This is a genomic window from Bacillus pretiosus (assembly GCF_052947655.1).
Window position 1 is genome coordinate 571,796 of sequence record NZ_CM129593.1, and the last position, 24,279, is coordinate 596,074.

The 24,279-nt window shown below is 34.4% G+C and carries 20 protein-coding genes and 2 pseudogenes; 19 read left to right on the top strand and 3 right to left on the bottom strand.

What is annotated here, in order from left to right; translation table 11 throughout:
• Positions 1-244 precede the first annotated feature (244 nt).
• The 4 genes and pseudogenes from ACU8YW_RS02960 to ACU8YW_RS02975 all read left to right on the top strand — a co-directional run.
• A pseudogene (locus ACU8YW_RS02960) lies at positions 245-1,279 on the top strand (HAMP domain-containing protein); the annotation flags it as partial.
• Between the two features lie 81 nt (positions 1,280-1,360).
• Entirely contained in the window at positions 1,361-2,221 is an 861-nt protein-coding gene (locus tag ACU8YW_RS02965; RefSeq protein WP_371399490.1) for a methyl-accepting chemotaxis protein, read from the top strand.
• A 152-nt stretch (positions 2,222-2,373) separates the two neighbouring features.
• Entirely contained in the window at positions 2,374-3,984 is a 1,611-nt protein-coding gene (locus tag ACU8YW_RS02970; protein ID WP_087983451.1) for an ATP-binding protein, read from the top strand.
• Entirely contained in the window at positions 3,984-4,676 is a 693-nt protein-coding gene (locus ACU8YW_RS02975; protein ID WP_088061768.1) for a response regulator, read from the top strand. The genes ACU8YW_RS02970 and ACU8YW_RS02975 overlap by 1 nt, the downstream gene beginning before the upstream one ends.
• A gap of 47 nt (positions 4,677-4,723) precedes the next feature.
• On the opposite strand, the gene ACU8YW_RS02980 is transcribed toward ACU8YW_RS02975, so the two are convergent.
• A complete protein-coding gene (locus ACU8YW_RS02980; RefSeq protein WP_000880452.1) occupies positions 4,724-6,028 on the bottom strand; it encodes a CitMHS family transporter in 1,305 nt (434 codons plus the stop codon).
• Between the two features lie 253 nt (positions 6,029-6,281).
• Here ACU8YW_RS02980 and ACU8YW_RS02985 point away from each other — a divergent pair, with 253 nt between their 5' ends.
• The 14 genes and pseudogenes from ACU8YW_RS02985 to ACU8YW_RS03050 all read left to right on the top strand — a co-directional run bounded on the left by ACU8YW_RS02985 (position 6,282) and on the right by ACU8YW_RS03050 (position 20,894).
• Complete coding sequence (locus tag ACU8YW_RS02985; RefSeq protein ID WP_087983445.1) at positions 6,282-6,536, top strand: hypothetical protein; 255 nt, start codon at positions 6,282-6,284, stop codon at positions 6,534-6,536.
• 131 nt (positions 6,537-6,667) lie between these two features.
• Positions 6,668-7,171, top strand: a complete 504-nt coding sequence (locus ACU8YW_RS02990; RefSeq protein WP_149213944.1) for a nitrous oxide reductase accessory protein NosL — start codon at positions 6,668-6,670, stop codon at positions 7,169-7,171.
• Positions 7,172-7,460: 289 nt separating this feature from the next.
• The gene (locus tag ACU8YW_RS02995) at positions 7,461-8,333 is read left to right on the top strand and encodes an ankyrin repeat domain-containing protein (RefSeq protein ID WP_097857531.1); all 873 of its coding nucleotides are present in this window, start codon (positions 7,461-7,463) and stop codon (positions 8,331-8,333) included.
• Positions 8,334-8,979: 646 nt separating this feature from the next.
• A complete protein-coding gene (locus ACU8YW_RS03000; protein WP_048562841.1) occupies positions 8,980-9,684 on the top strand; it encodes a metallophosphoesterase family protein in 705 nt (234 codons plus the stop codon).
• Positions 9,685-9,834: 150 nt separating this feature from the next.
• Entirely contained in the window at positions 9,835-10,506 is a 672-nt protein-coding gene (locus tag ACU8YW_RS03005; protein WP_088061772.1) for a response regulator transcription factor, read from the top strand.
• Positions 10,503-11,753 (top strand): sensor histidine kinase, encoded by a 1,251-nt coding sequence (locus tag ACU8YW_RS03010; RefSeq protein WP_088061774.1) that lies wholly within the window; start codon positions 10,503-10,505, stop codon positions 11,751-11,753. The genes ACU8YW_RS03005 and ACU8YW_RS03010 overlap by 4 nt, the downstream gene beginning before the upstream one ends.
• Before the next feature lie 206 nt (positions 11,754-11,959).
• Positions 11,960-12,781, top strand: a complete 822-nt coding sequence (locus tag ACU8YW_RS03015; RefSeq protein ID WP_149213943.1) for a transporter — start codon at positions 11,960-11,962, stop codon at positions 12,779-12,781.
• 13 nt (positions 12,782-12,794) lie between these two features.
• Positions 12,795-13,544 (top strand): C39 family peptidase, encoded by a 750-nt coding sequence (locus tag ACU8YW_RS03020; RefSeq protein ID WP_116442942.1) that lies wholly within the window; start codon positions 12,795-12,797, stop codon positions 13,542-13,544.
• 282 nt (positions 13,545-13,826) lie between these two features.
• A pseudogene (locus ACU8YW_RS03025) lies at positions 13,827-14,840 on the top strand (HAMP domain-containing protein); the annotation flags it as partial.
• 120 nt (positions 14,841-14,960) lie between these two features.
• The gene (locus ACU8YW_RS03030; RefSeq protein ID WP_446894109.1) at positions 14,961-15,779 is read left to right on the top strand and encodes a methyl-accepting chemotaxis protein; all 819 of its coding nucleotides are present in this window, start codon (positions 14,961-14,963) and stop codon (positions 15,777-15,779) included.
• A 78-nt stretch (positions 15,780-15,857) separates the two neighbouring features.
• Positions 15,858-17,462 (top strand): sensor histidine kinase, encoded by a 1,605-nt coding sequence (locus ACU8YW_RS03035; protein WP_149213941.1) that lies wholly within the window; start codon positions 15,858-15,860, stop codon positions 17,460-17,462.
• The gene (locus ACU8YW_RS03040) at positions 17,459-18,166 is read left to right on the top strand and encodes a response regulator (protein WP_147787294.1); all 708 of its coding nucleotides are present in this window, start codon (positions 17,459-17,461) and stop codon (positions 18,164-18,166) included. Before ACU8YW_RS03035 ends, ACU8YW_RS03040 begins: the two co-directional genes overlap by 4 nt.
• Positions 18,167-18,288: 122 nt before the next feature.
• Positions 18,289-19,635, top strand: coding sequence for a 2-hydroxycarboxylate transporter family protein (locus tag ACU8YW_RS03045; protein ID WP_000512729.1), 1,347 nt, complete (start codon positions 18,289-18,291; stop codon positions 19,633-19,635).
• Between the two features lie 59 nt (positions 19,636-19,694).
• The gene (locus tag ACU8YW_RS03050; protein ID WP_088608950.1) at positions 19,695-20,894 is read left to right on the top strand and encodes an NAD(P)-dependent malic enzyme; all 1,200 of its coding nucleotides are present in this window, start codon (positions 19,695-19,697) and stop codon (positions 20,892-20,894) included.
• Positions 20,895-21,191: 297 nt separating this feature from the next.
• Here ACU8YW_RS03050 and ACU8YW_RS03055 read toward each other — a convergent pair whose 3' ends face one another.
• Positions 21,192-21,716, bottom strand: a complete 525-nt coding sequence (locus ACU8YW_RS03055) for a DUF4871 domain-containing protein (RefSeq protein ID WP_087983429.1) — start codon at positions 21,714-21,716, stop codon at positions 21,192-21,194.
• Between the two features lie 115 nt (positions 21,717-21,831).
• Entirely contained in the window at positions 21,832-22,758 is a 927-nt protein-coding gene (locus ACU8YW_RS03060) for a DMT family transporter (RefSeq protein ID WP_098133102.1), read from the bottom strand.
• Between the two features lie 120 nt (positions 22,759-22,878).
• Between ACU8YW_RS03060 and pdxR the strand changes: the two genes are divergently transcribed.
• A complete protein-coding gene (gene pdxR, locus ACU8YW_RS03065; RefSeq protein ID WP_426934356.1) occupies positions 22,879-24,279 on the top strand; it encodes a MocR-like pyridoxine biosynthesis transcription factor PdxR in 1,401 nt (466 codons plus the stop codon).

The window sequence follows — 24,279 nt, forward strand, 5'->3', positions numbered from 1 at the left end:
AGCGGGAGGAACCTCTAGTAAGTGAGATACTAGAGGTTCTTCTGTGAATTATAATATTTCGAATGATATACATTTTTATATATTGTTTTAATTATTTAATTTATATAGAATGAAAAAGGTATGTATCAACTCTTCAATAGAGAAAGAGATAGAGAGTCGCATTGATACATTTGAATCGTATGATTTATATAAAGAAATTAAATGTAAAACAATTACATTTAAAACGGTATGGAGGGGTAGAAATATGTTTCAAGGGAAATTAAGGAGTAGTAGTTTAAAAGCAAAGTTACTTGTGTCATTTGTTATCATTTTGATTCTTCCAAGTATTGTAATTGGTTGGACGTCTTATCAGCAAGCGAAGACAAACTTTAATGAGACGATTTCACAATCGGCGAAAGACAATATAAAAATTTTGGATAATGTAATTAATAAAGAATTGGATAGTAAAAAAGTAGATGCAGTTTATTTTACGAAACTATTTACACAATCAAGTTACCAAACGGATCAAATACAAAATATCCAAAATAAACTAGAAGAATATAATAAGTTACATCCAGAACTGGAAGCCATCTATACTGGATCCAGTAATGGACAGTTTATTCAATCACCGTCTATTCAAATGCCAGAAGGATATAATCCTACAGAAAGAGATTGGTATAAAGAGGCAGTGAAAAAAAGTGGAGAAGTAATTATTACAGCTCCATATAAATCAAAAACGACAGGAAATATTGTTATTACAATAGCAAAACAAAATGAGGATAAGAGCGGTGTTCTTGGTATTGATTTAATTATTAATGATATCGTAAACACTTCAAAGATGGTTAATATCGGTAAAAGTGGATATGTAGCAATTTTTGATCAAGATAAAAATGTGGTAGCACATCCAACGATGAAGCCAGGTGATAAGGTAGAAGAGAAACTTGAAAAAGAGTTGTACAAACAAGAAACAGGTGATTTTAATTTCAGATTAGATGGTGAAGATCGTCATATCACTTTTAAAACAAATAAGATAACTGGATGGAAAATAGCAGGAATTATGCCTGCAAAAGAAATTATTGAGGCTGCTGAACCTATTTTCTATAAAACGATAACTGTTATTGGTATTTCATTAATAATTGGCGGGATTTTAATTTACTTCATAATTGCTTCTATTATTAATCCGTTAAAACAACTTGTTATATCGTCGAAAAAGATTAGTGAAGGCGATTTAACAGAATCCATTACAGTTCATTCTAAAGATGAAATTGGACAGTTAGGAGAAAGCTTTAACGAGATGGCAGCATCATTACAGAATGTCATTTCCAATATAAATACTTCAGCAGGTCATGTAGCGGCATCTTCAGAAGAATTAACAGCTAGTATGAAGCAGACGAGTGAAGCAACGGAACAAATTACACAAGCGATAGAGCAAGTGTCGAGTGGAGCGGAAATACAAACGAAAGAAGTCGAAGAAGGCGCAACATTATTAGAAGAAGTTACAGAAGGAATTCAACGTGTGGCAGACAGTTCTTCATTAGTATCCACAGCATCTATGTATACGAAGAAAAAGGCTGAAGATGGTGGGAAGTTAGTTGAACAAACGGTGAATCAAATGCAATTAATCCATGAGTCTGTTTCACAATCAGATAAAGTTATTGTTTTGCTAGATGATAAGTCGAAACAAATTGGAGCAATCCTTGAGGTAATTCAACATATTGCAGAGCAGACAAATTTATTAGCATTAAATGCTGCAATTGAGGCTGCGAGAGCTGGAGAACAAGGAAGAGGATTTGCAATTGTAGCAGATGAAGTGCGAAAGTTAGCAGAACAATCAGGACAGTCTTCTACGGAAATTGGAAAACTAGTAAAAGAGATACAATTTGACATAAAAGAAACAGTAAGCTCTATGAAGCAAGTTGGAACAGAAGTACAATCAGGACTTGTAGTTGCAAATGAAACGAAGCAAAGCTTCGCTGAAATATTGAAGTCTACAGATGATACAGTTGTACAAATTGATAGTATGGTAGAAGTAGCGGAACAAATGACAGTAGATGCAAAACAAGTTAGTGCATCTATTAATGAAATTGCAGCTACAATTGAAGAAAATGCAGCAAGCGTTCAAAATATTGCTGGTTCTTCAGAAGAACAATTAGCTTCGGTAGATGAAATCAATGCAGCAGCAGTTCATTTATCGCAAATGGCAGAAGAATTACAAGAGATGATTGGGAAATTTAAAGTGTAATAAAAAATGTTAAGAAACGAGGTAGTAATTGTACTTCGTTTCTTTTTTTGTGAAGATAAAAATAAAGAAATATAGAGTAACCGTGTTATGATTAGTTGTAATCGTAAAAGACTGTAAATTCATTAAATTCTATCTTTAATTATGTTAGGGGAATGGTTTTGAAATTTAAAAAGTTAAAACTACAACCGAGAATCACAATAACAATTAGTACACTTATTCTAGTCGTACTTCTATTAACAAGTTATTTATTTTATTACATATTGTCTGAAACGGTAGAAGAGCAAATTGGGAAACGGGCTTTGCATGTTGCGAAAACAGTTGCTGCTATACCTGAAATAACGGAAGCTTTTCAAAAAGAAAACCCAGCTTCTATCATTCAGCCAATTGCAGAAAAAATTCGAATTGATACAGATGCTGATTTTATTGTAGTTGGAAACAAAGAGGGGATTCGATATGCACATCCTAAGCGAGATAAAATAGGAGAAGCAATGGTTGGTGGAGATAATAAAGGAGTTCTAGTAGAAGGAAAATCTTATATTTCGAAAGCAACTGGATCATTAGGTCCTTCATTACGCGGCAAAGTTCCAATCCGTAATCAGGAAAATGAAATTATAGGCGTGGTGTCTGTTGGATTTTCAATGGATGATATTCATGGAGCGGTAGAAGTATATGGAAAGCGTGTATTTTGGATTACAGTAATAGGTCTTTTAATCGGGATAATTGGTTCTATATATTTAGCCGGAAGTATAAAAAGAATGATGTTTGGGATGGAGCCAGAAGAAATTTCATCTTTATATGAAGAGCATAGTACAGTGATTCAATCTGTACGTGAAGGGATTATTGTCATTGATTATAATGGCATGATTAGTTTAGTCAATCAAGCGGCTTATGATATTCTTTCGTTAGATGAACAGCGTAATATTATTGGAGAATTTATTTTAAATGTAATTCCTAATTCAACGATACTAGATGTACTTCAAACTGGTGAAGAACAGTTTGATCGTCAATTAAATATAAAAGGGCAGGCTGTTATTGCGAACCGTCTACCTATTAAAGTAAAGAATAAAGTAACTGGCGTTGTATCGAGCTTACGTTTGAAATCTGAAATGGATCAGTTAACAGCAGAGTTATCTCAGACGAAGCAATATACAGAGGCATTACGAGCGCAAACGCATGAATATAACAATTTGTTGTATACGCTTTCGGGGCTTATCCAGTTAGAATCATATGAAGATGCTTTAGAGCTTATTCATAAGGAAACAGCGGTATATCAAGATTTTGTTCAATTTATTATGAAGCGAATTCAAAATCCATGGTTAGGTGGAATTTTAATTGGATTCTATAATAGAGCGCGAGAGTTAAAGATTGATTTTATGCTAGATCGAGAAAGTAGCTTAGATAAATTAAGCCCGCATATTGAGAGTAATTACGTCGTTTCTATTTTAGGAAATTTAATTACGAATGCATTTGAAGCAATTGAAAGAAATGAAGAGAATGATAAGAAGGTAAGGATGTTTGTAACTGATATTGGAGAAGAGATAGTAATTGAAGTGGAAGATTCAGGACAAGGGATTCATGATGAAGTCATTACTAGCATATTTTATAAAGGCTTCTCGACGAAAGAAGGCGGGAAACGAGGATATGGATTAGCAAAAGTGAAAGAGTTAGTAGAAGATTTAAATGGGAGTATTGCAATCGAAAAAGGGGATTTAGGTGGTGCATTATTTATTATTGCATTACCAAAAGAGAGAGGCGAATTGTAATGGGTGAGGAGATTGAAGTATTGATTGTAGAAGATGATATTCGAATTGCGGACATTCATCGTCGTTTTACTGAAAAGATTGAGGGATTTAAAGTAATTGGAACAGCAACGACTGGAGAACAAGCGAAAGAATGGCTAGAGTTTGTGAAGCCACAACTCGTTTTATTAGACGTGTACTTACCTGATATGCAAGGAACCGAACTTGTCACATATATTAGGAATAATTTGCATGATACAGATATTATTATGATTACAGCTGCTTCGGAAACAGATGTAGTGAGGCACGCTCTACGAGGCGGAGTAACAGATTATATCGTAAAGCCACTTATGTTTGATCGATTTAAAGCGAGTTTGGAAAGTTACCAAAAAAAGATTGTGCAGTTAAAAAAAACTAATCAATTATCTATAGAACAAATTGAACATTTATGGTCTCAAAGAGGCGTAAAGGGAAATGAAATAGAATATGCCCCGAAAGGGATAGATCCTTTAACTTTAGCAAAAATAAAAAAGCATATGTTAGCAGTTGATGAAGAAGGTATTACGGCAGAAGTGTTAAGCTCAATGGTTGGGGTAAGCCGATCAACAGCGAGGCGTTATTTAGAGTATTTAATATCTGGAAAGAAAGTTCATGCGGAGCTTATATATGGGAGTGTAGGGAGACCAGAAAGAAGGTATTTTCTTGTTTCTTCATAACAAAAAAACAGTAGAGAATTACATTTCTTCTACTGTTTTTTTACGTCTTATATTGGAATAATTCCGATTACAATTCCCGTAATTAACATCACCATTGTCGTTCCAACAGCCCAAAGTAACGTAAAGCGTTGATGTTCACCAAAATCAACTTTGGCCATTCCGACTAATAAATAAGTGGAAGCGACAAGAGGACTTAATAAGTGAACAGGTTGCCCGAGTAATGAAGCACGTCCCATTTCAGCTGCACTAATTCCGTAAGCAGCGGCAGCTTTCGTTAAAATAGGTAATACTCCGAAGTAAAATGCATCATTGGACATGAAAAATGTGAACGGCATACTAAGAAGAGCTGTAATAATCGGTAATTGTGGTCCAAGAGCGTCTGGTATAAGAGTGACTACACTTTGAGCCATTGCATCTACCATTTTTGTTCCTGATAAAATACCAGTGAAAATTCCAGCGGCAAATACGAGAGAAACAACGGCTAATACGTTTCCTGCGTGAGAAGCAATACGTTCTTTCTGTTGTTCTAAGTTCGGATAGTTAAGCATAACAGCAATGGCGAAAGCGATTGTAAATAAAACAGGTAACGGCATAACTTCTAGTATGAGACAGACAAGTAAGGTAACAGTTAATAAAAAGTTAATCCATAGAAGTTTAGGGCGTTTATGAACGGCAGCTTCTACTGTGGCAGCTTGCTCATCCATCGTTTGCATTTGTTTTAAGTATTGTACATCCATAATTCCTAATCGTTTTCTTTCTTTTTTGCCAAGATAGTAAGCAACGAAAACGACCCAAATTGCACCAGCGATCATTCCTGGTATAAGTGGTGTAAAGAGCTCTGATGCGTCTAGTCCAAGAGCACTCATAACCCGAGCTGTCGGTCCGCCCCACGGTGTAAGATTTGTCACTCCTGCTCCTAACATAACAACCCCAGCTAATATAAGTGGATTCATTCCAAGGCGTTTATATAATGGGTACATTGCGGAAACCGTAATCATATACGTTGTTGTTCCATCCCCATCTAATGAAACGATAATAGTAAGAATCGCTGTACCAACAACAATTTTTAAAGGATCTCCTTTTACAAATTTCAAAATCCTACTAATGACAGGATCGAATAAACCGCTATCAATCATAATTCCAAAATACAAAATAGCAAACATAAGCATAATACCAGTAGGTGCTAGTTTTTGAATTCCTTCTAACATCATAGGTCCCATATTTGCATAAAAACCGCCAATTAATGCGAAAGTAATTGGAATTAATATTAATGCTACTAGTGCTGACATACGTTTCGTCATAATTAAAAACATAAAGACAAATACCATCGCAAATCCAAGTAGTGCTAACATGTAATCTCCCCCTCAAGAATGATTGCGCTTTCAAAATGTAACGAAAATTCAGAAAAAGTGTTTTTTATTTATCATAAAAGCATTCATTCAAATGGTAAATAATTTAAAAAATAACATCATTAGAAGCATAATTTTTATTTTGGTCATTTTGTTCACGGTAGTTAATTTGAATTTTTAAAAAGTAAGCTGCTCTCCGTAAGAATGGTAGAATAAGATGAAAATATTGAAGTGTGAAATAGGGAGTAGATTTTATATGAAAACGAGAATTGAAGAGATTTATAGTTCTTATGAAGGAAAAGTAGAAGAGATTTTTGTTAATGAATCTTCTTACGTATATGAGTGGGAAAATTTAATGATGATCCGAAAAAATAACGGTGAGCTTGAAAAAGTTGCGGTCGGTATTAGTGGAAATATAAGGTTAGTAAATGTAGTTGTTGGTCAGCAAATTAATACAGATACATTATTAGTTAAGTTAGAAGACGATTTATTAATTACAGGTTGTGAATGATGAGAGATGTGTAGAAATGGCTACACATCTTTTTTGGTCTTTATATTACAAAAAGTACATTATTTTTTCACAAATCTCACACAACTTTTTGATATGCTCCTTGTGGAAGATACGGTTAGGGAGGAAGTAAAATGAGAACAAAGTATGTGACACTTGCTATATGCTTATTCTTGGTCTTTACAATAGTAGGATGTGGTAAGAAACAAGCAGAGGCTGTAGCAATTGATGAGAAACATGATAAGTGTGATATTTGCCAAATTGGGGTAATGGATAATCAATTTGCAACAGAAGTCATTTTAGAAAATGGAAAAGCGTTAAAGTTTGATGATATCGGTTGTATGTATAAATGGATGGAGATTAATCCAGGTGAAAAGACGAAAGAAAAATTTGTTCGAGATTATGATTCGAAAGAGTGGATTTCGTTAGAAGATGCGACTTACGTATATGATAAAACAATAACGACACCGATGGCTTATAATGTCATTTCATTTGAAAATAAAAAGGATGCAGAAAACTTTGTGTCTAACTATAAAGGGAAAGTTCTTTCATATAAAGAGCTAGCAGAGCATAAATGGGAAATGAATAAAGAGATGATGGGGAACCCGAAAAAGGGAAATCACGGTGGTCATCATTAATACTAAAAAAGACAACTACATAAGTTGTCTTTTTTAGTATTACTCAGGTGCAAATATAGAAAAGGTGTAAAAATTTTAGAAGAACGGTTACAATGGAATATAGTAACCTAAAGCAATCATTTATGTACTTTTTAGAAATGTATACAAATGCGGTAAAATCGTGCTAAACTAATTGCTTCATAATGTTAATGATGAGGCCATCAGGCACATCATTCCAATAGGTTGAGAAACATAGTATAGGTTTTAAGATAATCCGATTAAAGAAGGAATATAAAGGGCTTATGGATAAATGTACTCAAGAAGAGTTATTGTATGTGATGGAGGAATGGTTAAGAAAACATTATCTTTCATAGGAGCTGTAGTTGTGAGAAAACAAAAAATTTTATTATGTATGTTATTAGGACTTTTAATGACGGTAGTGGCTTGCGATAAGCAAGAGGAGCCAGAATCGAAACCGGTTCATGTGAAAAACGAAAAGAAAAAAGAAAAGCATAAAGAACAGGAAGAACCTAAAGAAGAAAAAAGTATAAATTTAATGGACAAACAGTTGCTACTTTCTGCGACTCTTGGAGACACGGAAACAGCTATGAAGCTGATTCAAGATGGAGCCAATATAAACGTAGAAGGTGACAACGGAGAAACTCCTATCCTTGCAGCAACGTATCAAAATCATGTAGAGACAGTTAAAGCATTAATTGGTGCAGGTGCTAATATTGAAAGGAAAGATGAGAAACAAAGTAATCCATTTCTTTATGCAAGTAGAGAAGGATATACAGACATTGTAAAGCTACTAATTAATGCAGGGGTTAATACGAAAGAAACTACTAAATCAGGTGGAACAGCACTCATTTCTGCATCTGAACGTGGCCATGTAGAGGTCGTAAAAGAGTTATTAGAGCATACAGATATTGATGTGAACTATAGAAATGATCGTGGTGGAACAGCTGTAGTAGAAGCAATCGTATTAGGAAATGGTAGTGAAAATCATAAGAAAGTAATTCAAATGCTTATTGACCACGGGGCAGATGTAAATATGGCCAATAAGGAAAATATTACGCCACTGCAATATGCTGAAAAAAGAGGTTTTAAAGATATTGCAAATATGTTGAGGTTAGCTGGAGCGAATGAAGTCGTACAGCCACAACCACAACCGGTGGAATAACAAGATAAAGAAATAAAAAGTACGAAATAATCTCATTTAGATAGACAGAATGAAGAAGTCATTTAGTATGATGGATTCAGTAATGTGTATTTGAATGGGATTTTTGTTTTGAAAAAATTGTTTGAAGAGAGGGTATAGTAAATAAGGAGGATAAAACAATTTAAGCCGAGATTTTACTTGTTTATAACCAACTAGGAATAATAAAGTGTGTAAATGAACATGGCAATAAGAAAGCCGTATCCCAAAAAAGGATACGGCTTTTTTTACAAGGAGATAAGGGATCAAAAAAATGAAGAAGTCTTATCTCTTTTATATGAGTAAAGGGTCTAGAATGAATCTTGTCCTTTTCATTATTTATTTAACTCCATTGCAACTTGTTTGCCATTTACGAAAACCTCTGCCACCGCTACTACAACTTCCATCACTTTTTTCATGTCTCATCTCTCCTTGTTTTTTGTTTCATTTCTTACTTTTAGTATAAGGAAATATAGCACTTGCAACTATCGAATTGGATGACAAGAGACTTACATTGTTGTAAGGACAATCGTTTTATTTGTAATAAATGTGATTTCGAATATGGATTCAGAAATTTCTGTTGTTTTGAACTATAATTAGAAAGAGAGTGGCTTAGAAAGAAGGGGATAATATGAAAAGAATTCTTGTTATTAGTGATATTCATGGAGAAATAGAAAAGTTCGAACAGTTATTAGAAGAAGCTCAATATGATGCAAGACAGGATCAATTGATTTTATTAGGGGATTATGTAGATCGTGGTCCCAATGCGCGTGCTGTAATTGAAAAGGTAAAAGCGTTAAAAGAAGAGGGAGCCCTCGTTCTAAAGGGTAATCATGAAGATATGATGATTAAAGCGTTAACGACTGATGAAGAACGTTCATGGAACCATTGGGTAAAAAGGAATGGTGGAGATAAGACTTTATACAGCTATGGCTTTGTAGAAGAAGATATTGTGGTTAATGAAGAAGCCTTCCAAAAACCAATTTTACAATCGCATGTTTTAGAGGAACATGTAAAATTTATTCAAGAATTAGATCATTACATTGAAACAGAAGAGTATATATTTGTACATGCCGGTGTTGAGCCATTGAAGCGAGTTTCGGAATGTGAACCATATACGTTAATGTGGATACGTAATGAGTTTCATAGTGGGTATAGTGGTGAAAAGGTTGTTGTATTTGGTCATACGGAAACAAAAACGTTTCATGGTAGTGAGAATTGCGGCGTGTATTTTGGGAGTAATCGTATTATAGGGATTGATGGCGGTGCTGTATATGGTGGCCAGTTAAATTGTTTAGAATTGCCGAGTAAAAAGGTGTACGTAGTAAAAAGTTGAAAGAGATAAGGGGAGTCTTATTTCTTTCAATTTTTTATTAAGAAAAATTTAAGAAAGAATTTTTATAATAAATCATTCAAATTTTATATTGAGAAAAACGTTAAAATATAATTATAAATAGAATTGAACAATATGGTGGAAGGTGAGAATATGCGCTTACTCGTAGTAGAAGATAATGCTTCTTTATTAGAGTCTATTGTCCAAATATTACGCGATGAATTTGAAGTAGATACAGCATTGAATGGGGAAGATGGATTATTTCTAGCGTTACAAAATATATATGATGCCATTTTACTTGATGTGATGATGCCAGAAATGGACGGTTTTGAAGTAATTCAAAAAATACGTGATGAAAAAATTGAAACACCAGTCCTATTTTTGACAGCGAGAGACTCTTTAGAAGATCGCGTGAAAGGCTTAGACTTTGGTGGGGATGACTATATCGTTAAGCCATTTCAGGCTCCAGAGTTAAAAGCGAGAATTCGTGCTTTATTACGACGAAGCGGTAATTTAACAACAAAGCAGACTATTCGTTATAAAGGGATTGAACTGTTCGGAAAAGATAAAGACGTTCAAGTAGATGGACAAAGTACGAAGTTAACATTAAAACAATATGAGCTTCTAGAGTACCTTGTTCAAAATAGCGGAAAGATTTTAATGCGTGAACAAATTTTTGATCGTGTTTGGGGATTTGATTCAGATACGACAGTAGCAATTGTAGAAGTGTATGTACATCATTTACGTAAAAAATTAGAGCCATTCGGTTATCAGAAAGATATTCAAACTGTTCGAGGTATTGGATATATATTAAAAGAACAATGAAAAAGGGAAGCATGTTTCAGAAAACACGCATTCGATTGACTATATTGAATTCATTAGTATTTATTATCTTGATAGGTGTATTAGGCAGTATCATTTATTCATACACATATAATCGTATTTATAATGAAGTAGATAAATCGATAGGAAAATCCGTTCAGCATAGAAAGAATTCAGATGATAAAAAACTACCTAAAAAAATTAGGGGATATCCTCCGATTGGGGATCCAAGGATAACGGAGTTAACTTGGCTTGGAAACACAGTGGAGATAGGTATTGAAAACGGCAAACGCCGTTTTATCTTTGAAGATAATTTGGAAAAGTTTTCTCCAAAGAAATTAGGAACTTTGCAAGATATAGAAGTGCAAGGGCAATATTTTAGAACGTTTGCATTTCAACAAGATACAAAAATAGTTCAAATTGTACGCGATATAACAGCTGAAAAAGAAATGTTAAATACTTTATTTTTAATTCTTGTTATTGGTTGTAGTGTAGGAAGTTTATGTGCAATAGGCATCGGCTTTTTCTTAGCCGGCAGGGCACTCATACCCATTCAAAATTCGTGGGAAAAACAGCAGCAATTCGTTTCGGATGCATCACATGAATTAAGGACACCACTTGCAGTTATTCAATCAAAAACGGATGTGTTATTCCAGTCACCATCTGCGACAATAGAAGAAAAAGCGATGGATATTTCTACGATTTCAAAGGAGTGTAGACGGTTATCTAAGCTTGTAACTAACTTATTATTGTTAGCACGTTCGGATTCTAATCAAATTGAGATGGATAAGAAAACATTTGAAATGGATAAATTGTTAGAAGAAATAGTAGATCCATATAAGGAAATTGCTTCATATCAAGAAAAAGAGATGATATTGAAAGTAGAACATGACATATCATTTATGGGTGATAGAGAGAGAATTCATCAAATGATGGTCATATTGTTAGATAATGCGATGAAGTATACAAATGGGGGCGGACATATTCAAATCGATTGTACGCAAACGAGCAGCTCAATTCATATACGAGTGAAAGATGACGGGATAGGGGTTAAAGATGAGGACATCCCAAAATTATTTGATCGTTTTTATCAAGGTGATAAAGCGAGAAGTGCGTCAGAAGGAGCGGGATTAGGCCTTTCAATCGCAAATTGGATTGTAGAAAAGCATTATGGGAAAATATTAGTAGATAGCAAATGGGGAGAGGGTACTTGTTTTGAAGTGAATTTCCCTAAAAACCAAAGAATATAAGTGAGAAGACGATCTTGTTTTTACAAGGTCGTCTTTTTTTAAGGGAAAGTTAAGAAACTATTTATAACATGTATGATATACAGAAAGTTCGCCCTATGAAGAAGCGATTATAAAAAGGTATTTGAGCAGATTATATCGATCATAATGTTATTTCGATTATGTATAGGGAATGATGGAAAAGAAAGTGTAAGAGGGAGGAATTAATTTTGAAAAAGAAAATGATGACGGTATTCACTATTGGAGTAATGAGCTTAAGCATATTAGGGGGTGCCTCTCCTTCTGAAACATCACAAGGAAAGACAAATTACACGCAGCGCAGTAAAGAACAATTAAATAATGGGAAGATACATGCGGTGCATACAGAAGAAAAGGCGGAGAATCTAGGTATTGAAACGGAAGGGAAAGAACAAATTACGCTAGAAAAAGAAATTCATGAGACGGAAGTAGGAAGAGAAGCTGAACAGTTAGGAATTTCGATTGAAAGAAAAGACGTTGGAACTCTTTCAGAAGAAATCTATGAAACAAAAGTGAAGCAAGAAGCGTTAAAGCTAGGTATATCTATAGAAAATACAACGATTGTAAATTTAATTAATCAAATTAATACGATTAAAATTAATGATGAAGCGGATAAATTAGGCATTTTGACAAATGGAAAAGAAATAGAAGACATTGCGGAAGAAATCTATGGAACGAAAGTAAGAGAGGAAGCAGGGAAGTTAGGTATTTCACAAAAAGGAAAAGAGATAGAAACGTTAGCGCAAGAAGTGTACGAACAAAAAGTGCAGGAAGAAGCAAAAAAATATCATATTGATTTGTATGGTAAAGATATATATCAAGTATTAAGCGAAATTAATGAACAAAAAGTGTTACAAATGGCAGATGAGCTTAATATGGATAAAACGAATATGAACGTTCAAGAATTAGCAGAAAAAATTAAAAAAGATCAGCCTGAAAAAGGAAAAGAACTAAATTTTGTACCGGTGATTCGCACGGATGCTGACGCGTTTTATTCTTATTTAACGAACTAAAAAGGGCGTGAGAGTGATACGGAGATGGAAGTGGTATATATGTATGGCTTTACTAGCTATAGCAGTATGGAATGTATATAAAAATGGCATTACAAAGTATGTGGAGAAGTTAACATTCTTCAATATACAAAGCGGAAAAGAAGCAGATTTTAGTAATAATGATGAAAAGGTCATCTTATCGAATGTACCTTTAATTCAGCAATTACCAGAGCTAGATAGAGGCTGTGAAGTGACTAGCTTAGCGATGATGTTACAATATGCAGGCATTACAGTGGATAAGATGCAATTAGCAAATGAAATAAAGAAAGTTGATTTTATGAACGATGGTGTACGTGGGAATCCGAATGAAGGATTTGTAGGGAATATTTATACCTTTTCTGAATCTGGATATGGTGTATATCACGGACCACTTTTTCAATTAGCGAAAAAGTATTTACCTAATAAAGCTGTGGACTTAACAGGGAAGAGTATAGAAGAACTTTATAAGAGTGTAAAATCAGGACAACCGGTAGTTATGATTACGAATGCAACATTTGCGCCATTAGATGAAGATGAATTTACTACATGGGAAACAAATAGCGGAGATGTTTCTATTACGTATAATGAACATTGTGTAGTACTGATTGGATACGATGAAGAATTTGTATATATTCGGGATCCTCTCGAGGATAGCCTAGATGTAAAAGTGCCGAGAGGAAAATTTGAAAAGGCATGGATGCAAATGGGGAGTCAGGCGATTAGTTATGTGAAAAGCTCTAAATGAATTAGTAAGGAAATAGATGTAAGGAACTGTAAGAGGAGTTTTTGTGGGTGTTTTTTGTTAAGAAATAAGAGAACCTCAGCTTATTATATAAGCTGAGGTTCTCTTATTTTTTATGATTAAATATTTAGAAGTAGTGAATATGTAAAAATGCATAATTGACAAAAAAATTACATGTTATCATTATATATTGTTTTATATATGTTACTTGTATAAAATTACACAAGTATCCACATTACATAAAGGAGGATTATTATGCAAAAAATATTTAACTGGGTTAAATGTATGAGTATTAAGAAAAAATTAATCATTTCATTTTTTCTTATTTTAACTATACCAGGACTTATTATCGGTGGTGTTTCATATCAAACTGCCAAAACAAATTTTGAACAACAAATTACAGGTAAAGCAAAGGAGAATATTTCAGTTTTAAATACTGTTATTTCTCAAAATATAGAAGAGAAATTTGTTGATGCGGCGTACTTTGCAGACATTTTAACAGAGGATACATATCCAAACGGACAAGAAGAAATAGTAAGAACGAAGTTAACGCAATATATAAAACTTCATCCAGAAGTAGAAGGTATTTATATTGGAACACAGGCAGGAAAGTTTATAAGAGAACCATTTATCCAAATGGCTGATGGGTATAATCCAACAGATAGATCTTGGTATAAAGAAGCACATGAAAATAAAGGGAAAGTAATTGTTACTGCACCATATCAATCAGCATCTACTAAAAATATGGTAGTGACAATTGCTAAAGAAGTAAAAGATGGTAAAGGTGTTATAGGAATTAACTTAAATTTAGATAACATCTTAAAAATTTCCAAAATGATTAACATTGGTGAAAAAGGTTATGCAGTTATTCTAGATCAAAATAAGCAAATTGTTAGTCATCCATCTAGAAAACCAGGTGCAAAAGTTACTGATCCGTGGATTAAACCAATTTATGAAGAAAAACAAGGAAATGTGTCTTATACAGAACAAGGTGATAAAAAGAATTTAATCTTTGCAACAAATGAGAAAACAGGATGGAAAGTAGTCGGGGTTATGTTCGACGAAGAAATTACCGAAGCTGCGAATCCAGTGTTTTATAAGACTTTGATTGTTATTGCTATAGCTATTGTATTTGGTAGTGTATTAATTTATTTCATTACAAAGTCTATTACAAGACCATTAAGAAAAATAGCTGACTCGGCACATAAAATTAGTAAGGGAGATTTGACAGAGAAAATTACAATCCATTCCAAGGATGATATAGGGAAATTAGGGAATTCATTTAATGAAATGTCTGCCTCTTTACAAGATGTGATTACTCAAATTAGTTTTTCAGCAGAACATGTCGCTGCATCGGCTGAAGAGTTAACAGCGAGCGTACAGCAAGCAAATGATGCGACAGATCAAATTACAATTGCAATGGAACAAGTATCAGGTGGGGCTGAATCACAAAGTCAAGGTGTTGAAGAAGGTGCGGCTACATTACAACAAGTAAATACAGCAATTCAACATGTAACTGGAAGCGCGGAATCAATTTCTATCTCCTCATTACATGCGAGAGAAAGAGCTGAAGAAGGGGAAGAATTGGTTGAACAAACAGCAAAACAAATGCAGTCTATTTCTAAATCGGTATCCGAGTCAGATGCTATTATTAAACTTCTTGATGAGAAATCAAAGCAGGTAGGAGCTATTTCTGAAGCGATTCAAAACATCGCTACTCAAACGAACTTATTAGCTTTAAATGCGGCTATTGAAGCGGCAAGAGCAGGTGAACAGGGCCGAGGGTTTGCTATTGTAGCTGATGAGGTTAGAAAATTAGCGGAGCAATCAGGAGAATCATCTGGAGAGATTGCAAATTTAATTGCAGAAATTAAGGGGGATATTGAACATACTGTTAAGGCGATGGATAATGTGAATGGAGAAGTTCAACAAGGCCTTGATGTTGTAACAAAAACGAAAGCAAGTTTTACGGAAATTTTAAGTTCTACTACACATATTGTTTCTCAAGTTAATCAAATGGTAGAAACAACGAAGAGAATTGCTGGAGATGCAAATGAAGTGACAAATGCTATTGATGAAATTGCAGCGGCTGCAGAAGAAAATACAGCTAGTATGCAAAGTGTTGCTGCTTCAACAGAAGAACAAGTGAATTCAATGGAAGAAATTAGTTCAGCTTCGCAAAACTTAGCTGGGATGGCCGAAGAACTACAAGCGATGACTAGTAAATTTAAAGTATAATAACAGCAGATAAGTAAGGTGATATTATTTTCACCTTACTTATTTTTCTATTCAGCAATTAGGGGAGTCATTAACGGGATGAAAAAAAGAAAAAGACTATGGAATTTATGGAAAACGATTACATTGTTAGTTTGTACAGTTGTAATTTTTTCTTTACTTGTGACAGATATATTAATTAGTCATAATGTAGAACGGACGACGGAGGATAGCCAAGCAGAGAAAGCAAAAACAATTGCACACATTGTGGCGAATGATTCAATTGTAATCGATGGTTTGATTGGGAAGGCAGATACTTCTGCAATCCAAACGTATACAAATAGAATATTAAAAAATACAGGTGTTCAATTCATTGTAGTTATGGACATGAATGGAATAAGAAAATCACATCCAAATCCTCAAAAAATAGGCTATCATTTTATTGGGGGAGATGAAGGGCCTGCATTGAAAGGAAAGGAACATGTATCGCTGGCAGAAGGAACTTTAGGTATTTCAATGCGAGTGTTTGTACCTGTATTTTCTGAAACAGGTGAACAACTTGGAGCGGTGGCCGTTGGTATTTCAGCAGATAATGTAAAAGAGAGAGTTAGGGAAAGTAGACATATCATTTACATTGGTGTCGGAGTTGGAGTACTAGTTGGAATTATAGGAGCAATATTGCTAGCTAGACATATAAAGAAAAGTTTATTCGGTCTTGAACCTCACAGGATAGCGAAAATTCTTGAAGAAAGAAATACGATGCTACAATCTGTAAAGGAAGGTATTATTGCTGTAGATAAAGAAGCCAATGTAACTTTAATAAATAATGAGGCAAAACGATTGTTTAAGAAAAGTGGACTTGAAGAAGATTTTATCGGTAAAGATGTTGAGTTGTATATGCCTAATTCACGTATAAAAGAAGTATTACAAACGGGAGAGGTACAATTAAACGAAGAACAAAATATTTATGGAATTACGATTGTGACGAATCGTGTTCCTTTATATGTAAAAGGAGAAATAGTTGGTGCAATTGCAACATTTCGTGATAAAACAGAGGTTAGAAAATTAGCAGAAGAATTAACTGGTATTAGACTATATGCGGAAGCATTACGGGCACAATCGCATGAATTTATGAATAAAATGCATGTCGTATTAGGACTTACACACATGAAGCAGTATGAAGAATTACAGAAGTATATAAGCGGTATGGTATCAGAGCATCAATATGAAATTGGTGGGGTTATGGAGAGAATAAAAAGTCCAGTATTTGCTGGTTTTTTACTTGGGAAACTTAGCTATGCTAGAGAGAAAAATATAAAATTAATCATAAGTGAAGATTCTTACATGCCGGAAATAGATGATGAAAGTATTATTCATGAACTAATTACGATTGTCGGAAATTTAATTGATAATGCATTAGAGGCAGTGATGAATTGTAAAAAGAAGCAAGTTGAACTTGAGATACAATATGGGGATACATTAATCATTACAGTACAAGATACGGGGAAAGGTATACCAGAAGAAGAAATAGGGGCATTATTTACGAAAGGTTATTCCACAAAGGGAGATAACCGTGGTTATGGTTTGTATCTTGTAAAAGAAAGTATACAGCGAATAAATGGGGAAATTCATATGCATTCATTAGTAGGAAAGGGAACAACGATAACAATTGAAATACCTAAAGGTAGGGATGAGAGGCAAATATGATTAAAGTTTTAATTGTAGAAGATGACCCGATGGTAGCAATGTTAAATACGCATTATTTAGAGCAAGTAGGAGGGTTTGAACTTGTTCAAGCAGTTAACTCCGTTAAAGAAGCGATAGAAGTATTAGAGGAATCACGAGTAGATTTAGTATTACTTGATATTTTTATGCCTGAAGAAACTGGATTTGAGCTTTTAATGTATATTCGGAACCAAGAAAAAGAAATCGATATTATAATGATTTCAGCTGTACATGATATGGGGAGTATTAAAAAAGCATTACAATATGGTGTAGTAGATTATTTAATTAAACCATTTACATTTGAACGATTTAAAAAGGCGTTAACTATATATCGAGAAAAGCTTACTTTCATGAAAGAACAACAAAAAATTAGTCAATCGGAATTAGATTCGTTAATTTTGCAAAAAGAAAAAAGAGAACCTACTGTCACTAAAGAGCTTCCGAAAGGATTAACGAAGCAAACGATGCAATTAATTTGGCAAAAGATCGAGTCGCTGAATGGACGAGCGTTTACAACAGATGAAATGGCGCAATTAGTTGGGGTTTCAAGAGTTTCTATTCGAAAGTATGTAATGTTTTTGACTGAAATTGGAGTATTAGAAAACGAAATGGTGTATCAACATGTAGGAAGACCAGTGAGTAAATTAAGATGTATTGACCAAAATAAAATAGAGTTTTACGTATAAGCGACTTATTATAAGTCGCTTATACTTTTTTTAATTACAAAATCAATTACAAAACTTACAAAAACTATTTTTACTATTGAAAGCGTTTTAATATTGTTATTAAGAAAACAAGGAGGTGCCATATGGGAATTCAAAAGAATGTGGAAGCGGTATCATTTTCTGGAGGAAATGAAGTACAAAGAGAATCTTTCGCTTCTAAAATTATGAATGTAAAAATCGGTGTTATACCTTTACCGTTATATGTAGTATTGGCTGCTATTATTTATGGGGCATCTGTATATAATAAATTGCCAGCAGATATGATTGGTGGATTTGCAGTTATTATGATCATGGGAATTTTCTTAGGCGACATTGGAATGAGAATTCCAATTTTAAAAAATATTGGCGGCCCGGCAATACTTTCATTATTTATTCCATCATTACTTGTATTTTTTAACTGGATGAATCCAGCTTCAATGGAAGCTGCGACTATGTTAATGAAAAAATCGAACTTTTTATATTTATATATTTCTTGTTTAGTAGTCGGAAGTATTTTAGGAATGAATCGTAAAGTATTAGTACAAGGTTTCGTTCGTATGTTTATACCTTTAGTAGTAGGGACGTTAGCTTCTGTAGCGGTAGGATTATTGGTCGGTTCACTATTTGGATTTGAAATGAAGCAAACATTCTTCTTTATCATCGTACCAATTGTGAGTGGTGGTATTGGGGAAGGGATTTTACCATTGTCGCTAGCTTATAGTGATATTTTAAATGAATCATCAGCAACGTTTGTATCACAACTTATTCCAGCGGCTATTATTGGAAATATGTTCGCAATCGTGAGTGCAGGGTATATGAAGCGTTTAGGTGAGAAGAAACCGGAGCTTAGTGGTAACGGTGTATTAGTGAAAACAGACAATCAAGCAGAGTTATTAAAAGAACAAAATACAGAGAAGCCAATTGACTTCTCATTAATGGGAGCAGGTTTATTAATTGCGTGTACGTTCTTCATCTTCGGAGGATTTGCTTCTAAGTTCATCGGTATTCCTGGGGCAATCATTATGATTTTCTCAGCAGCACTTGTGAAATACTTTAAATTAATGCCAGCAAAAATGGAGCAAGGAGCATTCCATTTATATAAATTCATTTCGAAGAATTTAACTTGGCCGTTAATGGTTGGATTAGGATTGCTATATATTCCGTTAAAAGACGTAGCAGCAGTTCTTTCAGTAGGATATGTTGTTGTGTGCGCATCAGTTGTTCTTACAATGGTAGCATCAGGTTTTCTTGTAGGGAAAGTGATGAAAATGTATCCAGTTGAATCAGCAATTGTAACGGGATGTCATAGTGGTTTAGGTGGAACTGGAGATGTTGCTATTTTATCAGCTTCAAATCGTATGGAATTAATGCCGTTTGCGCAAATTTCAACACGTTTAGGCGGGGCAGCAATGGTTGTAACAGCGACAATTTTATTGAAAATGTTTTCATGATCAAACAAGCTAGCTATATTCATATAGCTAGCTTGTCAATTTAAGGGGAGATTATAAGTATGTTAGATAATCAAATTAATGAAAGATCATTGTTACTGCATAAAGAATTAGTAGGGAAAATTGAAATTACAAGTAAAGTAGAAGTAAATTCAGCGGATGATTTAAGCCTGACATATACACCAGGTGTAGCGGAGTCTTGCAAAGCAATTGCGGCGGATGAAGAAACAGTGTATGACTATACGGCACGCGGTAATATGGTGGCAGTTATCTCAGATGGAACAGCGGTACTTGGTTTAGGGAATATTGGACCGAAAGCAGCTATGCCTGTTATGGAAGGGAAGAGTATTTTATTTAAGAAATTTGCGAATGTAGATGCTTTCCCGTTATGTTTAGGTACGACTGATGTGGATGAAATCGTTACTCTTGTGAAAAATTTAGAGCCTACGTTTGCAGGAATTAACTTAGAAGATATTGCGGCACCACGTTGTTTTGAAATTGAAAAGCGATTAAAAGCAGAAACAAATATTCCTGTATTCCATGATGATCAACATGGGACCGCTATTGTCGTCTTAGCAGCTGTTATTAATGCATTAAAAGTTGTTAGCAAACAAATGGATAATGTGAAAATTGTTATTAACGGTGCGGGTTCGGCAGGAATTGCAATTGGAAAATTATTATTAAAAGCTGGTGCAAAGCGCATTACGTTAGTTAGCTTAGAAGGTATTGTTTGTGAAGGTGAATCATGGATGAACGAAGCACAAATTGAAGTTTCCAAAAAGACAAATCGAGAATATGTGCGTGGAACGTTAAAAGAAGCGATTCATCAAGCTGATATTTTTATTGGCGTATCTGCTCCTAACGTATTAACGAAAGAACTTGTACAAACGATGAATGAGAAAGCAATTGTGTTTGCTATGGCGAATCCAATTCCAGAAATCTTCCCAGAGGATGCATTAGAGGCTGGGGCAGCTGTAGTAGGAACCGGACGCTCGGATTATGCGAATCAAGTAAATAATGTATTGGCGTTCCCAGGGATATTCCGTGGTGCGTTAGATGTGCGCGCGACTGATATTACAGAAGAGATGAAATTAGCGGCAGCATATGGGATCGCTAACATCATTACGGACGAAGAACGTAATGCGAATTATGTAATCCCGAATCCGTTAGATAAAAGAGTTGTTCCAAGTGTTGCGGAAGCTGTAGCGAAAGCGGCCATTGATTCAGGTGTGGCGCAAATTATGAAAATACCAAGTTATTAATAGCTAAAAGCAGTGCCTAAAAAGGCACTGCTTTTTTGAGATAAGAAATCAAAATAATGAAGAAGTGTAAAATTATTTATTTGTGTGTCTTCACTATTTATTTAATTCCATTGCAACTTGTTTACCATTTACTAAAACCTCAGTTACTGCTACGATCACTTCTATCATTTTTTTCATCTCTCATCTCTCCTCATGTCATTTCTTACTTTAAGTATAAGAGAAGGGAGATACTTCAACTATCGAAGTATATGACGTAGAAATTACATTGTTGTAAGAAAGGGTTTTAGTTTTGTCACTTTACTCAGCGGTAATTAAAAACTGATCATAATATTTTTCATTCACATATATATTTAATATCCATAATCCAGATGAAGGTAGTGACATAGTGAGAGGGAGTTCGTTTGTAGTAGAATCAATTGTATTTGAAGTAGTCCAAGTTGGTTTGGAAGTTTCTTGTTGAAAGAGTACGGGTGTTGGAGTTATTGATCCTTGTTTTAGTGCAATAATAGATAGTTTTCCAGTTGGCATTTCAGGATCTAAAAAGTACCACATTATTTCATTTTTTTCATTTGCGATAATAGGACTATCAGCCATTGCGATTTTTTCTTCGATGCCTTTTAAAGGTATTTTTTCTTGTATGAAGGAGGGTGTTTCTTCCCAATTTACATCTTTTAAAACGCTAAGATGAAAGAAGGAAGGTGCATTAACTTGAGTGGATGACGTTGCGATGGCTTCTTTTTTAGGTGCTTCTGAATCAGGTTGCGCTTGTGTGCATCCAGCGATGAGAAAAGAGAAAAGTAGCATAGTTCCGATTTTTTTCATGGTGTCACACTCCTAAATTTTATTGTTAGTGTAATTGTATTTGCTAGAAAGCGGGACAATTCCTTTAAAGTATAAAAAGAGGTCGTAAGTTTTGTACGACCTCTTTTGACATTTTCTATATTTGTTCAGTTGAAAAGGCAGGTTCATTCTCTTTTTGTGGCATCGTTAAGAAAATAACAGAAAGAACGATACATACGCCGCCTAATAATTGATATGCTCCAAAGGATTCATTTAGCCAAGCGATTGAAACGATGGCAGCTACAAGTGGTTCAATGCTAGATAAAATGCTCGTTTCTGTTGCTGCTAAATATTTCAGACTACCGATATAAAGGAGGAAAGAAAGAGTGCCACTTATGATGATAAGAATAAGCATAGAAAAAGTTCTTGATGTAAAAGTTTGTGAAAGCTGATTCCATTCAAACGAGCGATTACAAATAAGCAGGGCAATACCGCCAATTAACATTCCCCAGCCAATTACTACAGTTGTTCCGCATTCTTTAATAAGAGAGGCTGGATGAAGGGTATAAAATGCAAATCCAATTGCAGTTAATAGACCAAAAATAATGGCTTCTTTTGATAAAACAATATTTTCAATTGAACCATTTGTAATAATAAAGTATGTCCCCGTTAGTGCTGTTATAATTGCGAGCAGTTGCATAGACGCTGGGAATTTTTTTTGTCCAAATGCGACATAAATGGTAATAAGAACAGGGCCAAGAAATTGAAATAATGTCGCTGTAACGGCGTTACTAATATGAACTGTTTCAATAAAGGCGTATTGCGCACCGAGCATGCCGAGAATAGAGAAAATAATAAGTTGTATAGAATATCTAGGGTGTTTCCAAATTTGAAATATGTTTTGTTTCTTTATAAGTAAGAAAGACAAAATAAATATTCCTGCAAGCAACAAGCGAATTGTTAAAAAATCAATTGAGGATACATTAGTATGCTGAAATAGCCACTGAATCATTGGACCAGATAATCCCCATAATGTAGCCCCTATAATAATCATAATGAGTCCGATACGTCTACCATTGTTCATTATCATGTTTCTCCTCTCCGGTATTTGATTTTTTATGTGTGACATGATAAAAGGAATTATATATAACTTCTGGTACTGTAAAAAGTATCAGATTTTAGTTTTATTAAGGGGTCAGATATTATGTTAGAATTAACGCCTAATTTAAATGTGAATAGTAAAAGAGCATTGTACGTGCAATTGTATGAGTATATAAAAAAAGAGATTAAAGATGGAACGATTCCGGCTTTAACAAAATTACCTGCAAAAAGAAAGCTGGCAAACTATTTACAAGTGAGTAAGAATACAGTAGAAGCGGCTTACGAGCAATTACTTGCAGAAGGTTATATTGAGTCAGCATCGAGAAAAGGTTATTTTGTATGTAAAGTTGAACAAATGATTTATGTAGAAGGAAGTGAAGCGAAAGTAGAAGAAGTACCGTTTCGGGAGGAGAACTATACATTTGATTTCACCCAAACAGGGGTTGATACGAATACGTTTCCGTTCACTACGTACCGCAAGCTTATAAATGATGTATGGCAACCACATAATAATGAATTGCTTTTTCTTGGACATCCTCAAGGGGAATTGAGCCTGAGGGAGGAAATTGCCAACTATTTGTATGAATCTAGAGGTGTGCGTTGTTCAGCTAGCCAAATTGTATTAGGGGCGGGAACACAAATATTAGTGAAGTTACTTTTTCAATTGTTGAAGGGAAGTAATTATGCTGTTGAAAATCCAGGTTATCATAGGAAAATGGTCGTTTTTGAACAGGGAGAGAAGAAGGTTCAAATGTTGTCTTTAGATAGAGACGGAATTTGTATGGCAGATTTAGAAAATAGCGATGCGAATGTTGTATTTGTAACTCCATCTCATCAATTCCCATATGGAATGATTATGCCTATTACGAGAAGGACGCAGCTTTTACAATGGGCGAAGAAAGAGGAAGACAGGTATATTATTGAAGATGATTACGATAGTGAATTTCGTTATTCAGGAAAGCCAATTCCGGCACTACAAGGTTTAGATACAGATGGGAAAGTTATTTATATGGGGACGCTCTCAAAAGCTTTGTTGCCCTCATTACGGATGAGCTATATAGTATTACCGAAGAATGTAATTGAAAAATATCAAAAGGAATATTTGTTTTATACACAAAGTGTTTCAAGAATGGACCAAGAAGTGATTAGAAAGTTTTTAAATGAAGGCTATTGGGGAAAACATATTCATAAAATGCGCGTCGTCTACCGAAAAAAGAGGGATCGACTTGTTTTTGAAATAGAGAAGTATTTCTCTAATCGTGTTGAAGTGATAGGAGAAGATTCTGGATTACACATTTTATTAAAAGTGCATAATGGAATGCGAGAAGAAGAACTAATTAAAGAAGCTGCAAAATATAGTATTAAAATATATCCTGTTTCTACGTACTATAAAGACGGTACTGCGCCTGAAAATGTAGTTTTACTTGGGTTTGCAATTTTATCAGAAGACGAAATTGCGAAAGCGGTTCAATTATTACATAAGGCATGGTATACAAGAAAGTAA

Coding starts and splice junctions, on each gene's coding strand:
- ACU8YW_RS03045 (WP_000512729.1), top strand. CDS start 18,289: ATGGGAATTCAAAAGAATGTGGAAGCGGTATCATTTTCTGGAGGAAAT.
- ACU8YW_RS03040 (WP_147787294.1), top strand. CDS start 17,459: ATGATTAAAGTTTTAATTGTAGAAGATGACCCGATGGTAGCAATGTTA.
- pdxR (WP_426934356.1), top strand. CDS start 22,879: ATGTTAGAATTAACGCCTAATTTAAATGTGAATAGTAAAAGAGCATTG.
- ACU8YW_RS03055 (WP_087983429.1), bottom strand. CDS start 21,716: ATGAAAAAAATCGGAACTATGCTACTTTTCTCTTTTCTCATCGCTGGA.
- ACU8YW_RS02970 (WP_087983451.1), top strand. CDS start 2,374: ATGGTTTTGAAATTTAAAAAGTTAAAACTACAACCGAGAATCACAATA.
- ACU8YW_RS02980 (WP_000880452.1), bottom strand. CDS start 6,028: ATGTTAGCACTACTTGGATTTGCGATGGTATTTGTCTTTATGTTTTTA.
- ACU8YW_RS02965 (WP_371399490.1), top strand. CDS start 1,361: ATGAAGCAGACGAGTGAAGCAACGGAACAAATTACACAAGCGATAGAG.
- ACU8YW_RS03005 (WP_088061772.1), top strand. CDS start 9,835: ATGCGCTTACTCGTAGTAGAAGATAATGCTTCTTTATTAGAGTCTATT.
- ACU8YW_RS03050 (WP_088608950.1), top strand. CDS start 19,695: ATGTTAGATAATCAAATTAATGAAAGATCATTGTTACTGCATAAAGAA.
- ACU8YW_RS02995 (WP_097857531.1), top strand. CDS start 7,461: ATGTACTCAAGAAGAGTTATTGTATGTGATGGAGGAATGGTTAAGAAA.
- ACU8YW_RS03030 (WP_446894109.1), top strand. CDS start 14,961: ATGGAACAAGTATCAGGTGGGGCTGAATCACAAAGTCAAGGTGTTGAA.
- ACU8YW_RS02975 (WP_088061768.1), top strand. CDS start 3,984: ATGGGTGAGGAGATTGAAGTATTGATTGTAGAAGATGATATTCGAATT.
- ACU8YW_RS03010 (WP_088061774.1), top strand. CDS start 10,503: ATGAAAAAGGGAAGCATGTTTCAGAAAACACGCATTCGATTGACTATA.
- ACU8YW_RS03000 (WP_048562841.1), top strand. CDS start 8,980: ATGAAAAGAATTCTTGTTATTAGTGATATTCATGGAGAAATAGAAAAG.
- ACU8YW_RS02990 (WP_149213944.1), top strand. CDS start 6,668: ATGAGAACAAAGTATGTGACACTTGCTATATGCTTATTCTTGGTCTTT.
- ACU8YW_RS03035 (WP_149213941.1), top strand. CDS start 15,858: ATGAAAAAAAGAAAAAGACTATGGAATTTATGGAAAACGATTACATTG.
- ACU8YW_RS03060 (WP_098133102.1), bottom strand. CDS start 22,758: ATGAACAATGGTAGACGTATCGGACTCATTATGATTATTATAGGGGCT.
- ACU8YW_RS02985 (WP_087983445.1), top strand. CDS start 6,282: ATGAAAACGAGAATTGAAGAGATTTATAGTTCTTATGAAGGAAAAGTA.